This is a genomic window from Paraburkholderia sp. EG304 (assembly GCF_046543485.1).
In the GTDB taxonomy this organism is placed as follows: Bacteria; Pseudomonadota; Gammaproteobacteria; order Burkholderiales; family Burkholderiaceae; genus Paraburkholderia; species Paraburkholderia youngii.
This window is the reverse complement of record NZ_JBKGUA010000004.1, coordinates 184,977-199,373: the sequence shown is the minus strand read 5'-3', so window position 1 is coordinate 199,373 and position 14,397 is coordinate 184,977. Positions and strand designations below refer to the sequence as shown.

Annotated in this window: 13 protein-coding genes; 5 read left to right on the top strand and 8 right to left on the bottom strand. The window is 64.4% G+C overall.

What is annotated here, in order from left to right; translation table 11 throughout:
- Positions 1-78 precede the first annotated feature (78 nt).
- Positions 79-1,608 carry a glycerol-3-phosphate dehydrogenase gene (gene glpD, locus ACLFKU_RS06935; RefSeq protein ID WP_410848589.1) on the bottom strand — a complete coding sequence of 510 codons (1,530 nt, stop codon included), beginning with the start codon at positions 1,606-1,608 and terminating at the stop codon, positions 79-81.
- Between the two features lie 214 nt (positions 1,609-1,822).
- On the opposite strand from glpD, the gene ACLFKU_RS06930 reads away from it, so the two are divergent.
- Positions 1,823-2,182 carry a hypothetical protein gene (locus ACLFKU_RS06930; protein ID WP_368584002.1) on the top strand — a complete coding sequence of 120 codons (360 nt, stop codon included), beginning with the start codon at positions 1,823-1,825 and terminating at the stop codon, positions 2,180-2,182.
- Positions 2,183-2,238: 56 nt separating this feature from the next.
- On the opposite strand, the gene ACLFKU_RS06925 is transcribed toward ACLFKU_RS06930, so the two are convergent.
- The 3 genes from ACLFKU_RS06925 to ACLFKU_RS06915 form a co-directional block, all read right to left on the bottom strand.
- On the bottom strand, positions 2,239-2,892 hold the full coding sequence (locus ACLFKU_RS06925) for a TetR/AcrR family transcriptional regulator (protein WP_368584001.1): 654 nt from the start codon (positions 2,890-2,892) through the stop codon (positions 2,239-2,241).
- Positions 2,893-2,991: 99 nt separating this feature from the next.
- On the bottom strand, positions 2,992-3,189 hold the full coding sequence (locus ACLFKU_RS06920) for a hypothetical protein (RefSeq protein WP_013090475.1): 198 nt from the start codon (positions 3,187-3,189) through the stop codon (positions 2,992-2,994).
- Between the two features lie 307 nt (positions 3,190-3,496).
- Complete coding sequence (locus ACLFKU_RS06915) at positions 3,497-4,276, bottom strand: DeoR/GlpR family DNA-binding transcription regulator (protein WP_176121795.1); 780 nt, start codon at positions 4,274-4,276, stop codon at positions 3,497-3,499.
- A gap of 339 nt (positions 4,277-4,615) precedes the next feature.
- Here ACLFKU_RS06915 and ggt point away from each other — a divergent pair, with 339 nt between their 5' ends.
- From ggt to ACLFKU_RS06895, 4 genes are all read left to right on the top strand, one after another.
- Positions 4,616-6,256, top strand: coding sequence for a gamma-glutamyltransferase (gene ggt, locus ACLFKU_RS06910; RefSeq protein ID WP_410848588.1), 1,641 nt, complete (start codon positions 4,616-4,618; stop codon positions 6,254-6,256).
- Positions 6,257-6,445: 189 nt separating this feature from the next.
- Entirely contained in the window at positions 6,446-7,816 is a 1,371-nt protein-coding gene (locus ACLFKU_RS06905; protein WP_410848587.1) for an MFS transporter, read from the top strand.
- Between the two features lie 341 nt (positions 7,817-8,157).
- On the top strand, positions 8,158-8,985 hold the full coding sequence (locus tag ACLFKU_RS06900; protein WP_368583997.1) for a ferritin-like domain-containing protein: 828 nt from the start codon (positions 8,158-8,160) through the stop codon (positions 8,983-8,985).
- A 99-nt stretch (positions 8,986-9,084) separates the two neighbouring features.
- Positions 9,085-9,618 (top strand): hypothetical protein, encoded by a 534-nt coding sequence (locus ACLFKU_RS06895; protein ID WP_368583996.1) that lies wholly within the window; start codon positions 9,085-9,087, stop codon positions 9,616-9,618.
- 58 nt (positions 9,619-9,676) lie between these two features.
- Here the strand turns inward: ACLFKU_RS06895 and ACLFKU_RS06890 are convergent, their stop codons facing one another.
- From ACLFKU_RS06890 to ACLFKU_RS06875, 4 genes are all read right to left on the bottom strand, one after another.
- Positions 9,677-11,233: a DEAD/DEAH box helicase gene (locus tag ACLFKU_RS06890; RefSeq protein ID WP_410848586.1), complete on the bottom strand. Its 1,557-nt coding sequence runs from the start codon at positions 11,231-11,233 to the stop codon at positions 9,677-9,679.
- 226 nt (positions 11,234-11,459) lie between these two features.
- Positions 11,460-12,080: a PAQR family membrane homeostasis protein TrhA gene (gene trhA / locus ACLFKU_RS06885; RefSeq protein WP_013090468.1), complete on the bottom strand. Its 621-nt coding sequence runs from the start codon at positions 12,078-12,080 to the stop codon at positions 11,460-11,462.
- A gap of 132 nt (positions 12,081-12,212) precedes the next feature.
- On the bottom strand, positions 12,213-13,514 hold the full coding sequence (locus tag ACLFKU_RS06880) for a c-type cytochrome (RefSeq protein WP_368583994.1): 1,302 nt from the start codon (positions 13,512-13,514) through the stop codon (positions 12,213-12,215).
- A 21-nt stretch (positions 13,515-13,535) separates the two neighbouring features.
- On the bottom strand, positions 13,536-14,267 hold the full coding sequence (locus ACLFKU_RS06875; protein WP_176380868.1) for a c-type cytochrome: 732 nt from the start codon (positions 14,265-14,267) through the stop codon (positions 13,536-13,538).
- Positions 14,268-14,397: the final 130 nt, after the last annotated feature.

Genomic DNA, 14,397 nt, shown 5'->3' with positions numbered 1-14,397 from the left:
GGGCGCGTGCCGGCGTCGTCCAGCCGGAGCAGCGGTGGGTGGCCGGCTCTGCTCGCGGGGTGGCGTCTGCCGCGTCGCCTAAGCGCTCTGCGGGGCCGGTTCGTGCGCGAACCACGCGTCGATGTCGCGCGTGACCTGCTCGAGCGTGCCCGGCTCGACATGCAGGCCGAGCTTCGAGCGCCGCCACAGCACGTCCTGCGCGGTACGCGCCCACTCCGTATCGCGCAGATAAATCAGCTCGGCTTCGTGCAGTCCCGGCGCGAACTCACGACCGAGTTCGGCGCGCGAGCGCGCCGAGCCGATCACGCGATTCGCGCGCGTGCCATACGCGCGCGCGAGCCGATGCGCGAGCGATGCCGGCAGCCACGCATGTTCGCGCGAGAACTCGCCAAGGAAGCGATTGAAGTTCGCCTGCGCGATGTCGCCGCCCGGCAGCGGCGCGTCGGCGGTCCACGCGGGTGCGCCGCGGCGCAGCGCATCGGTGAGCGTATCGACGGCCTGCTCGGCCAGCTTGCGAAAGGTCGTGATCTTGCCGCCGAATACCGACAGCAGCGGCGCCTCGTTCGCGGGCGCGTCGAGTTCGAGCGAGTAGTCGCGCGTGACCGCCGACGGATTGTCCGCGTTCTCGTCCTCCAGCAGCGGGCGTACGCCCGAATAGCTCCAGCGCACGTCGGCGGGCGAGATCTTCTGCCTGAAGTAGCGGTTGATCGAATCGCACAGGTACTGCGTTTCGTTGGCGTCGATCGCGACTTGCGACGGGTCGCCGCGATATTCGAGGTCGGTCGTGCCGATCAGCGTGTAGTCGTGCTCATACGGAATCGCGAAGATGATCCGCTTGTCCGGGTTCTGGAAGATGTACGCGTGGTCGTGCTCGAACAGGCGCCGCGTGACGATGTGGCTGCCCTTGACGAGCCGCACGGTATGCGACGACGGCCGGCCGAGCGGCCCCTTCAGCAGCTCGCCGACCCACGGGCCCGCCGCGTTCGCGATCGCGGCGGCGCGCACGTCGAGCGTCGCGCCGTCCGCGCGTTGCAGTTGCGCGCGCCACTCGCCGCCGGCGCGCACGGCGGCGATCAGCTTCGTGCGCGTGAGGATCGTCGCGCCGCGCTCGTGCGCGTCGAGCGCGTTCAGCACGACGAGGCGGGCGTCGTTGACCCAGCCGTCCGAATAAACGAAACCGCGCTCGATCGTTTCGACGAGCGGCGCGCCGGCCGGATGCCGGCTCATCACGATGCCGCGCGAGCCCGGCAGCAGTTCGCGTTTAGCCAGATGGTCGTACAGGAACAGACCCGCGCGGATCAGCCAGGCGGGGCGCAGATCAGGCATGTGCGGCATCACGAAGCGCAGCGGCCAGATGATGTGCGGCGCCGCGCGCAGCAACGTTTCGCGCTCCTGCAGCGCTTTGCGCACGAGCCCGAACTCGCGGTACTCGAGGTAGCGCAGGCCGCCGTGGATCAGCTTGGTGCTCGCCGACGACGTGTGTGCGGCCAGATCGTCCTGCTCGCACAGCAGCACTGACAGACCACGGCCGGCCGCGTCGCGGGCGATGCCGGCGCCGTTGATCCCGCCACCGACGACGAGCAAATCGTATTTCGTGCGTTGCGTCACCTGCTGAGCCCTCTGGATCGAATCGGGACGTGGTTTGGAAAGCTAATTGAACGAATCATGTTCGTTTTCGAACTCTAATGAACATATTCGAAAAAGTAAAGTTCGCTTGACTTGAACGAACGCGGACCGAAAGGCGCCGGAGTGGCGTTACGCGCGACCGCGGACGATACTCTTGGCAGCAGCCATTTCGAGGTGATGAATGCGAGGATTTTTGATGATCGGCGCTGCCGCGCTTCTGGCAGGATGCGTGAGCACGCCGAGTCTGGAAGGGACGAGGGGCGCGACGTCGTTCGAGGCGTTGCAGAAGATGTGCACGCCGCAAACCGTCGACTACGGTCACGACGCGCAGATCGTCTATGAGACGTTCTTCGATGCGTATGTCGCAAACCGGCGCGGTCGGCTGTCGAACGACGACTTCTGCGCGTTCCAGGCGTCGATCGCGCAGCGCCATGCGAGCGAGGGGACGAGCAGCGATCCGAAGGTGCGCAACCAGTGGGTCGAGTTCTTCAACGAGCAGCGCGCAAGAGCGCTCGGCTGGCGGGCGACTGTCGATCCGACCTTGCGGAGCGGCTAAACGGCAGTGGGTGACTGGCGAGCCCGACTCTCGCGCCTCCTGCCCGGCGCACCGGTTCACTTTTGCGGCGACAACGCTCCGCGCCACAACATGCGCAGGATCTGCGCGAACACCGCTTCGCGCGACGGCTCATGTGCGCCGTCGCCGGCGGAATCGGCCTGTTGTGCCGCCGGCGGCGGCAACTGGTTCACGAGCGCGAGCATCGTGAAGCCGTGCAGGCTCGTCCAGTACGCGTAGCCGATCAGACGCGGATCACCTTCCAGAACGCCCGCCTCGACGAGCCGCTCGAAGTGCGCTTCCAGCAGACGCCACGCGCGCTGCGACGCCGCGGCCAGTTCAGGGTAAGCGCCTTGCTGTTGCGGCGTCTGATCGAACATCAAACGGTAGGCGTGCGGCTCATCGAGCGCGAAGTCGACATAGGCCCGGCTGACGGCGCTGTGATCGATGGCGGGGGCGGTCGCGGGGATCGCTTTCGCGGCCGCTTCGAGGCGCGCGGCGAAGCGGTTGAACGCGGCGGCGCGGACCATCGCCAGAATCTCTTCCTTGTCGCGGAAGTAGCGATACGGTGTCATCGCGCTGCAGCCGAGCTCCTTCGCCAGCTCGCGCATCGTCACGCCTTGCGCGCCGCGGGTAGCGAACGCGTTTTCCGCGACGCGTCGCATCGCTTCGCGAAACTGCTGTATGTCGTCGGCGGAGAGCGTCTTTGGCATGCGCGAGGGTGAGAAGTCCGTCGCGTGAATTTACTGCGTAAATGAGACGCGCACAACAAAGGGCCGCAAAGGCGGCCCGCTGTCAACTGCAGGGATCATTCAGGAATAACGTTTTATGGCCCGCAATGCGGTGTCGCCGGTTTCCGTCACGCGCCATTCTTCGTTGCCCGATGCGAGGCGTTCGAGTTGCACCAGTTGGCGTTCGAGCAACGCGTCGAGTTCTTCTCGGTCCATTTCGACCTGGTTGGGGGCGTCCTTGACGAGCAACAACGTGGCGAATTCATGCGGACTCAGCATCGTTCTCTCCATGTCAGCAAATGGCGGACAGCCTTGCAGTCGGCCTTGGGCCGGGGCGGGGGTCCGCTGAAGATCAGGGCGGGAGGTACGGCTTACACGACAGATTCACACAACCGACGCCGTGCGAAACTCGCAACGTACGCTGGGGAACTGGAGTGTAGGCGAGCACCGATGAAACGCCAACCTGGTCCCCGTTAATTTTCCATTTGACAATTGGCCGCACGATAGGCGGTCCGGCCCTGCGGCCAAATTCTTGATTTCACGCGAGGTTTTGCGTGCACCGCAGCATGGCGGAGAACGCCTGGAATTATCCGGCGATGTAGATTTGACAATTCGCGGCGTTCAGCGCTTCGGCCATGTCGGCGGGCGGGGCGGCGTCGGTGAACAGCGCGTCGATCTGCTCCAGATGTCCCTGGCGAACTAGCGCGGGACGGCCAAACTTGGAGTGATCGGCGGCGAGGAAAACGGTGCGCGCGTGCTCGATGATCGCCTCGGCGACACGCACTTCGCGCGTGTCGAAATCGCGCAGCGTACCGTCCGTTTCGATGCTCGACGTGCCGATGATCGCGAAATCGACCTTGAACTGGCGGATGAAATCGATCGCCAGCTCACCGACGATGCCCTTGTCCCACGGCCGCACGATGCCGCCCGTCACTAGCACTTCGCAGTCCGGGTAGCCGCTCATCATGCTCGCGACGTTCAGATTGTTCGTGATCACGCGCAAGCCGCGGTGACGGTTCAGCGCGCGTGCCACTTCCTCGGTGGTCGTGCCGAGATTGATGAACAGCGATGCCTGATCCGGAATGTGAGTGGCCACCAGCGCCGCGATGCGTCGCTTCTCTTCATGGAACATGCGCTGGCGCGCGGTGTAGGAAACGTTCTCGGAACTGGTCGGCAGACTGGCGCCGCCGTGATAGCGGCGCAGCAGGTTCATATCGGCGAGCCAGTTGACGTCGCGGCGGATCGTCTGCGGGGTGACGTCGAAGTGGCTCGCGAGGTCGTCCACGGTCACGAAGCCGTCGCGTTGCACCCACTCCAGCAATTCCTGTTGCCGGGCGTTGAGAGTCAGGCGGGGGTCTCGTGTCATGTGTGGTGTGTCGTGGCTGTTGTGTCGGCGCGGTCCGTCGCCGTCATCAGGCGGCTGGCCGATGGCCGGCCGTCGACGAACGCGGTTGCGGCTATTGTAAGACCATCGCGCCCCTTGTCCGCCAACCGGCGCAGTCCGCTGGAGTTGGCCGCGAGCACGCCGGATCTGCTCGATTCCCTCATTCAGGCGCGTTACGCATTTATTCATTTAATAAATGAATTTGTTTTTTGGCGCGCTTCGCGATGCAATCCTGGGTTTCGCGATTGACCTGCTTTACAACCTTTCCCCTGATGTCCGGCGACTTTTTCGTGCCGGCCCGCGCTTTCGAGAGTGTTCGACATGACTGGCTTCAGCAACTGGCAAAACCCGTATCCGACGCAACGTCTGCCCGTATTCGCACGCAATATCGTTTCGACCTCGCACCCGCTCGCCGCGCAGGCCGGGCTGCGCATGCTGTGGAAGGGCGGCAATGCCGTCGATGCGGCCATCGCGGCCGCCGCCGCGATCACGGTGGTCGAGCCGGTGTCGTGCGGCCTGGGTGGCGACGCGTTCGCGCTCGTGTGGGACGGCAAGAAGCTGCATGGTCTGAACGCGTCGGGCGTAGCGCCGGCCGCGTGGAACGTCGATTACTTCAGGCGCAAATACGGCGAGGAAAACGGCCTCGCGCAGCAGCCGAAGCGCGGCTGGGACGCGGTCACGGTGCCGGGTGTGATCGCCGGCTGGGAAGCGCTGCACCAGAAGTTCGGCAAGCTGCCGTTCGCCGACCTGATGGAGCCGGCCATCGAGATCGCCGAGCGCGGTCATGCAGTGGCGAGCATCGTCGCGTACAAGTGGGAGGCTGCGGTGCCGGAGCTGAAGGATCAGCCGGGCTTCGCGCAGACCTTCATGCCGCGCGGCCGTGCGCCCGAGGTCAGCGAGCTGGTGCGCTTCCCCGGTCACGCGAAGACGCTGCGCCTCATCGCCGAGCAAGGCCCGCGTGCGTTCTACGAAGGCGAGATCGCCGAGCGGATCGCCGCTTTCGCGCGCGCAGGCGGCGGCGCGCTGACCGCCGACGATCTGCGCAACTACCGCGCTGACTGGGTCGAGCCGATCGGCAAGGACTATCGGGGCTACACCGTGCACGAGATTCCGCCGAACGGCCAGGGCATCGCGGCGCTGGTTGCGCTCGGCATCCTCGAAAAGTTCGACGTGAAGTCGCTGAAGGTCGACAGCGTCGAGTCGCAGCATCTGCAGATCGAAGCGATGAAGCTCGCGTTTGCCGATCTGTATCGCTACGTCGCCGATCCGCGCTCGATGGAAGTCACGCCCGAGCAGATGCTCGACGACGCGTATCTGAGCTCGCGCGCGAAGCTGATCGACCCGAAGCGCGCGACGCACTTCGACTTCGGCATGCCGAAGGCGGGCGGCACGATCTACATGTCGGTCGCGGACGAGAGCGGCATGATGGTCAGCTTCATCCAGTCGAACTACATGGGCTTCGGCTCGGGTGTCGTGGTGCCCGACAGCGGCATCGCGCTGCAGAACCGCGGCTGCGGCTTCTCGATGGACCCGAAGTCGCCGAACGTCGTCGAGGGCGGCAAGCGGCCGTTTCACACGATCATTCCGGCATTCCTCACGCAGCAGGTGAACGGCCGGCAGGAAGGGGTGATGAGCTTCGGCGTGATGGGCGGTGACATGCAGCCGCAAGGTCATCTGCAGACCGTGGTGCGCATGCTCGACTACGCTCAGCAGCCCCAGGCCGCGTGCGATGCGCCGCGCTGGAAGATCAACCGTGACTTCACGGTCGATATCGAGTCGACGCTCGATCCGAAGACCACCGAGGGCTTGCAGACGCTCGGCCACACGATCAAGTCGGTCGACGATCCGTACATGGACTTCGGCTCCGGCCAGTTCATCTGGAAGCTCGATCGCAACGAGCCGGAGCGCGGCTACGTGGCGGCTAGCGACAGCCGCCGCGACGGTCTCGCGGCCGGCTTCTAGGCCACGACGAGGCAACGCGCGGAGCTAGGGTCCACGCCGGAGCCCAGCTCAGCTCAGACACCGGGCAACAGGCAATGAAAGCGCGGCATTCCATATGCCGCGCTATTGCCCGCCCACCAGCCGCCTCGCCGATGCAGGCGAAGCCGCGCCCAACACAGCAATCACGCAGCAGACAAGCAGGAGACCATCATGCACACCCCCGCGTCGCATGCGACAAGCGCTTCTCCTCACGCCGCGCCGCTTTCGAAAGCAATGGTGCGGCGGATCGTTTTCTCGTCGTCGATCGGTAACGCGCTCGAGTGGTTCGACTTCCTGGTCTATGGCTACTTCGCGACGGTCATCGCGAAACAGTTCTTCCCGATGCAGGACGAGTGGCTGTCGACGCTGCTCGCGATCGCCACCTTCGGCATCTCGTTCCTGATGCGCCCGCTCGGCGCGATCGTGCTCGGCGTGTACGGCGACCGCAAGGGCCGCAAGGCGGCGCTGACGCTTGCGATCGCGCTGATGATGGTCGGTACTTTCACGATGGCCGTGATGCCGCCGTTTTCGACGATCGGTCTCGCGGCGCCTCTGCTGGTGCTGTTCGCGCGGCTCGTGCAGGGCTTCGCGGTCGGCGGCGAGTTCGGCAGCGCGACCGCGTTCATGGTCGAACACAGCGCGACGCGGCGCGGCTACTACGCGAGCTGGCAGTTCGCAAGCCAGGGTCTCGCGGCGATCACCGCGGCAGCCTTCGGTTCGCTGCTGACCGCGTGGCTGCCGCCCGAGCATCTGAACAGCTGGGGCTGGCGTGTGCCGTTCGTGTTCGGTCTGCTGGTCGGGCCGGTCGGCTACTACATCCGCTCGCATCTCGACGAGACGCCCGAATTCCTCGCATTGCGTGAAGAGCGCGCGGCTAGCGAAGCGGCTGGCGAACCCAAGGCCGTGAACGGTTCGAAGGACGCGTCGTTCTCGAATCAGTGGGTCAACCTGCTGCTCGCGATCGGTATCGTTGCGCAGTCGACGGTCGGGGTGTACGTGCTGCAGCTCTATATGCCGCTCTACGCGGTCAAGCAGCTGCATATGGCGGCGGCCGCGTCGTTCGGCGTGGTCGTGCTGAACGGCGGCATGCAGTTCATCTTCTCGCCGATCATGGGCGCGCTGTCCGATCGCATCGGCCGAATTCGCATCATGCTGAGCACGTCGATCCTGATGGGCCTGCTGATCTATCCGATGTTCGCATGGTTGCAGACCCATCCGACGATTGGCTGGCTGCTCGTGCTGCAAGGCGTCGCCGGGATTTTCAAGGCCTCGTACTCGGGGCCGATGCCCGCGCTGATGTCGGAGATCTTCCCGACCCGGGTGCGCTCTACTGGCCTTTCAATCGGTTACAGCATCGGCGTGACGATCTTCGGCGGCTTCGCGCCGACCATCGTCGAAACCTTCATTCATTTGACCGGCGACAAACTCGCGCCGAGTTATTACGTGCTGCTTGCGGCGGTGCTTTCGGGCGTATCGCTGATCATCATTGCGCTGCGCATGCGTCGCGAGCGCCCCGTCTCGGGCGAGGTACAACCTGCCTGATGCCTGAGGAAGAGGGCGGCCACTTGGGACGCCCGTGCTCCAACCCCGCCGGACTTGGTGTCTGTCCGAAAAGCCAGCCTTTTGGGCTGGCTTTTTTTTTTGCCTTGCGCACATCGTTTTAATACGCGGCAAGATTTCGACTATCTTGGAATCGGAACTGCGTCGTTGCGGCATGGTCTGTGCTGTGTGAACTGCATGGTCGGATATCTCCGGCTAACATGCAGAGTACAAGGGCCCAACTCTGATTCACGGCGTTGTATCCGGCACGGAGAACATCACGGCGAGCGCGGGGGCGGTTGCGAAGAACTCCACGGGTCGGTACAGCATGGGAGCAAGACACAATGCACACGGAGCTGAACCATGTCATGCCCTGGCGGATCGAGGACATCGATCTGACTCGCATCGACCGGCAGAAGGCCGCGGCCAACGAAGACCTGCTGCTGTTGCTGTGCGCTGCTTCGTTCATCGAAAGCGGCACCGATCTCTACACCAGCAATCTGAGTACATTTTTCAACGACGACCCTGAGGTCTCGGCCTGGCTCAACCACGAGTGGGAGCCCGAGGAAATGCAGCACGGCCGGGCGCTGCAGACCTATATCGCGTACGTATGGCCCGAGTTCGACTGGCACACCGCGTTCCGCAATTTCATGGGCGAATATTCGCTGACTTGCTCGGTCGAGGATTTCGAAAAGACCCGCGCGCTGGAAATGGTCGCGCGTTGCGTCGTCGAAACGGGTACCGCGACGCTGTATCGAGCGATCAACGAATGCTCGGACGAGGCGGTGCTCAAGCAGATCACCGACAACATCCGCACCGACGAAGTCCGCCACTACAAACACTTTTTCAAGTACTTCAAGAAGTACAACCGGATTGAGGGCAATGGCCGGCTCGCGGTGCTCGGCGCGTTGATGCGTCGCGTGATGGAAATCAAGAACGAAGATTCGGAGATCGCATTGCGCCACGTGTTCGCGATTCGCTATCCGGAGCGCGTGCACGACTCCGCATATAACCGTGAGCGCGCGGCGCGCATCAATAAGCTGGTGCGGCGCAATCTGTCCGCCGACATGTGCGTGAAGATGCTGCTCAAGCCGCTCGATCTGCCGGCGCGCATTCAGCCGGGTGTGCATTATCCGCTCGCGAAGATCACGCAGCATGTGTTCTTTCGCTGAGCCTTCGAGGAGAATCAGAAAGCCAAGCCCGCTGATGCGGGCTTTGCTTTTTTCGAGGCATGATTGTGCTTTACCGACTACTTCGACTGGATCGATGGCATGAGCGATTCCTCCTCCGCATCTACCTCCGCGCGTCCGCTCGAACAGAACGTGTTCGACGAATGGCCGGCCAACGTGCGCGCATTGTTCGACGGGTCGTCGCTTGCGGACAAGGCGGGCTTCACCGCGTCGCTGTTGAGCGTCGATGCGAACGGGCACGTGCGCACATCGCTGCTGAGCGTCGGCGAACTCTATGCACCCGACTCGCGCACGCTGTGCATTGCGCTCTGGCCGCAAGCGCGCGCGACACGCGCGATTGCGCAAAGCGGGCGCGCGGCGCTGAGCTTCGTCTGCGATGCGGCGTTCTATCAGGTGCAGTTGCGTGTTGTGCCGCTGCCCGAGGTTGCGGGCGACGACAGCGGCCTCGTCTATCTGCTCGGCTCGATCGACACAGCGGAAGCGCAAAGCGTCCGTTATGCGCGCCTGACGGGCGGCATCACGTTCGAATTGCAGGGAGAGGGGAATGCGGTGCTCGAGCGATGGGAACAGCAGATCGAGCATTTGAAGCGGGCTGCCGCCGCGAGCAGCCGTTAGTCTTCGAGCAGGAAGCGCTAACGGCTGATGCGCCGGCAGCCTTTAGGCGGAGCGACGCTTAACGGCCGCGGTCGCCGTTGCGCGACGGTTGCGCGCCGCGCGGCGCATCGTTGCGCTTCACGCCGCCGCCGAGCAACGCGCCCGGATTGCCGTTGGACGAACGATTGCCTTGCGGCTTGCGCGGCGCTTGGTGCGCGGGAGCGCCATCGTGCGCGGCCGCACGCGGCCGATCGTCGTGCCGCTGCATATCGCGACGCGGCTGACCGCCATTGCCGGCCGGCTTCGCACCTTGCGGCCGCGGCGCGGGCTGAGCATTCGACGCACGCTGTCCCGAACGCTGACCGGAGCCTTGAGCCGGCTTGGCCGATGCGCCACCACCCGCACCGCCGTCACGGCGCCCGGCGCCTTGTCCCTGGCGCGGCGAACGCCCGCCGCCGCCCTGGCCGCGTCGCTGGATCGGCTCCGGCTTCGCGGTCGGGTCCGGCTCGAAACCGGCGATCACTTCCTGCGGGACCGGACGCTTGATCAGCTTCTCGATGTCCTTCAGCAACTGCAGTTCATCGACGCACACGAGCGACACCGCCTCGCCCGTCGCGCCCGCGCGACCGGTGCGGCCGATGCGGTGCACGTAGTCTTCCGGCACGTTCGGCAGATCGAAGTTGACCACGTGCGGCAACTGATCGATGTCGATGCCGCGTGCGGCGATGTCGGTCGCCACCAGCACCTGCAGCGTGCCGTCCTTGAACTCGGCGAGCGCGCGCGTGCGGGCCGATTGGCTCTTGTTGCCGTGGATTGCGAGCGCGCTGATGCCGTCCTTCGTCAACTGTTCGGCGAGGCGGTTCGCGCCGTGCTTGGTGCGCGTGAACACGAGCACCTGGAACCAGCTGTGCTGACGGATCAGATGCGTGAGCAGTTCGCGCTTGCGGTCGCGATCGACCGGGTGAATCTTTTGCGCGACCGTTTCGGCCGTCGTGTTGCGGCGCGCGACTTCGATCAATGCCGGCGAGTCGAGCAGGCTGTCGGCGAGCGCCTTGATCTCGTCGGAAAAGGTCGCCGAGAACAGCAGGTTCTGGCGCTTCGGCGGCAGCTTCGCGAGCACGCGCTTGATGTCGTGGATGAAGCCCATGTCGAGCATGCGGTCCGCTTCGTCGAGTACGAGAATCTCGAGATGCGACAGGTCGATGGTCTTCTGCTGCATATGGTCGAGCAGACGGCCCGGCGTCGCGACGACGATATCGACGCCGCGCTTCAACGCATCGATCTGCGGATTGATGCCGACACCGCCGAACATCACGGTCGACTTCAGCTTCAGATACTTGCCGTAAGCACGCACGCTTTCTTCGACCTGCGCGGCGAGTTCGCGCGTCGGCGTGAGGATCAGCGCGCGCACCACGCGCTTGCCGCCGGCGGCCGGCGCCATCGAATTCAGGCGCTGCAGGATCGGCAGCGTGAAGCCGGCGGTCTTGCCGGTGCCGGTTTGCGCGCCGGCGAGCAGATCGCCGCCGTTGAGCACGGCCGGAATCGCCTGAGTCTGGATCGGAGTCGGACTGGTGTAGCCGAGTTCGTTGACAGCGCGGACCAGCGGTTCGGACAAGCCGAGGGAATCAAAAGACATAAAAGCTCTTTGCAATGCAGTTTCGCGAACGGCCCCGCTGAGTCCATAGGACCCCAACGCGGAAAAACCAGCGCGGCATCGACACGCCAGCATGGCGTGTGCGAGGCCGCAGCCCGGTTCCGTTCACGGAGAAATCGGCGGCACGTTCACAGATGTGCCGAATGGTTTCAACGCGCTATGCAGACACGTCGACTGGCCTTAAGTTGCAATTCGTCGCCGTGGAACGTCACGCGACATAGCGCGCGACACTGACGAATTGACACAGACTGCCCGCCAGTACGAACAGGTGCCAGATACCATGTCCGTGGCGGATGCGCTCGTCGTTGATGAAGAAATAGATGCCGGCGCTATAGATGACGCCGCCGGCCACGAGCCACGCGGTACCCGCGGCCGGCAACGCCTGCACCAGCGGGCGGACGGCTACGAGCGCGAGCCATCCCATCAACACATATAGCACCATCGACACGCTGCGGGTGCGTCGCCCGAGCGTGAGTTCCTGCACGATGCCGAGGGCAGCGAGCCCCCAGCTCACGCCGAATAGCGACCAGCCCCACGGTCCACGCAACGTGACGAGCGTGAACGGCGTGTAGCTGCCGGCGATCAGCAGGTAGATCGCCGAATGATCGCATTTCTGCAGAATCGCCTTCAGACGCGGATGGCTGACACTGTGATACAGCGTCGAGATCGCATACAGCACGAACAGCATCGCACCATACACGCTGAAGCTGACGACCTTGTACGCGTCGCCGGCGAGCGCGCCCATCGTGACGAGCGCCGCCAGCCCCACCACCGACAGCACGGCGCCGACGAGATGGGTAATGCTGTTCAAACGCTCACCGACAGGCACGACTCTTTCCTCCTGCACGGTCCCACGAAGGCGACCGCCAACACAAACAGGCCCACATGATACCGGTCCTGAAAAAACGAAGGGCGCGGCCGCGAAACTCGCAGGCCGCGCCCAGGGTACGTCAAACCCTGCTTAGTCGAGCGGCGCCGAACGCAGCTCGGCCACTTGCTGCGGCGACACGGCCGTACCGTGGTTGCCCCAGGACATACGAATGTACGTCACGACCGCTGCGACTTCCTGATTCGACAGAGACTGTGCGAACGGCGGCATGCCGTACGGATGCGGGTTCGCGTCCGTGCTCGGCGGATAACCACCGTTCAGCACCATGCGGATCGGGTTGACCGCCGACGGCATCTGGATCGACTGGTTGTTCGCGAGCGGCGGGAACGCCGGCGGACGGCCGAGACCATTGTCTTCGTGGCACTTCGCGCAGTTGTCAGCGTAGATCTTCTGACCTTGCTTCAGCAGTTCGCCGCCGAACTTTTCCGAGGTTTCGAGCTGCAGCGGTTCCGGCGCTTCGCTCTTCTGCGGAATCGTCTTCAGGTACGTCGCCATCGCGTTGATGTCTTCGGTCGACAGATACTGCAGGCTGTTGTGAACCACTTCGGCCATCGGACCGAACACCGCGCCGCGGTTCGACACGCCGGTCTTCAGCAGATCGGCGATGTCCTTCAGGTCCCAGTCGCCGAGGCCGGCTTCCCTGTTCGACGTCAGCGACGGCGCATACCAGTTCTGCAGCGGAATCAGACCGCCCGCGAACGCTGCCGAACTGACCGGGCCGCCCATCGCGTTGATCGACGTATGGCACATGCCGCAGTGGCCGAGGCCTTCGACCAGATACGCACCGCGGTTCCATTCGACCGACTTGGTCGGGTCCGGCTTGAACTCGCCTTCACGGAAGAACAGCGTGCGCCAGCCGATCAGCATGTTGCGCTGGTTGAACGGGAATTTCAGTTCGTGCGGACGGCTCGGTACGTTGACCGGCGTGACCGAGCGCAGGTACGCGTAGATCGCGTCGGAGTCGGCGCGCGTGACCTTCGTGTAGCTCGTGAACGGGAAGCCCGGATAGAGCAGGCTGCCATCTTTCGAGCGGCCGGTGTGCATCGCGCGATAGAAGTCGTCCTGGGTCCACTTGCCGATGCCGTACTGGTCGTCAGGCGTGATGTTCGGCGTGAACATCGTGCCGAACGGCGTGGCCATCGGCAGGCCGCCCGCAAACGGCTGGCCGCCGCGCACGGTATGGCAGGCGATACAGTCGCCGGCGCGGGCGAGGTACTCGCCCTTCTTGATCAGGTCGGCCTGGTCCGCGGGCGTTGCCGCGACGGCCGCGCCGCTGCTGTGCAGATGGTCGCCGCCCGACCACAGGACGGGAACGAGTGCGGCGGCCGCGACCACGACGACTGCCGAGAGGGCGAACAAAGACTTGCGTTTCATTTGAATGTTTCTCCCGGCGCCTTATTGCGGTTCGCTGCCGCAGGCAAGCGGAGTCTTCAAGGAGCGGGCCGGAGCCGGCACGGGGTTTTGCGGAGCCTGCTGCGTGGCAAGCCAGGCCGCGACGGCGTTCACGTCTTCGTCGCTGAGGCGCGTGGCGATGGTGTGCATGCAGTCCGGTGCGATCGCACGACGCGTGCCCGAACGCCATGAGCCGAGCTGCGCGCTGATGTAGTCGGCGTGCAGGCCGACGAGACCCGGGATCGCCGGTTCCATACCGGTCAGTGCCTTGCCGTGGCAGGCCGCGCACGCGGGAACCTGCTTGTTCGCATCACCATGCAGCACGATCTGCTCACCGCGCGCGAGCGTGGAGGCGGAGGCCGTCGGCTTGGCCGGCGTCGGATACGGTGGGCGCTGCTGCGAGAAGAAGGTGGCGATCTGATGCAGGTAGTCGTCGGAGAGATACGTGACGAGGTAGTTCATCGGCGGGTACTTGCGGCGCCCTTCACGGAAGTTCTGCAACTGATTGAACAGATATCCCGCCGGTTTGCCCGCGAGACGCGGGAAGTAGTCGTTGTCGGTGCCTTGCCCATGCGAGCCGTGGCAGGCCGTGCAGCCTTGCACGCGCGCTTCCATCGTGTCGGGGGCCTTCGGTTGGGTCTGCGCTTTCGCAGCGCTATAGACACCCGCGGAGCCGATCAGCAGAAGGGCAAGCAACGGGCGGAAGAGGCGTCTTGAAGACACGCGTAACTCCATCAGAATCGGGGACCTGACCGAACTTCGGGCGGCTCGGTGTGAAGGACAGCCGTCGCTGCGGCGACGCAGCATTCTATCATCGAAGGGTAATGGTGACTATTTGCCGCATTAGATGCGGTTCCAGGTGTGA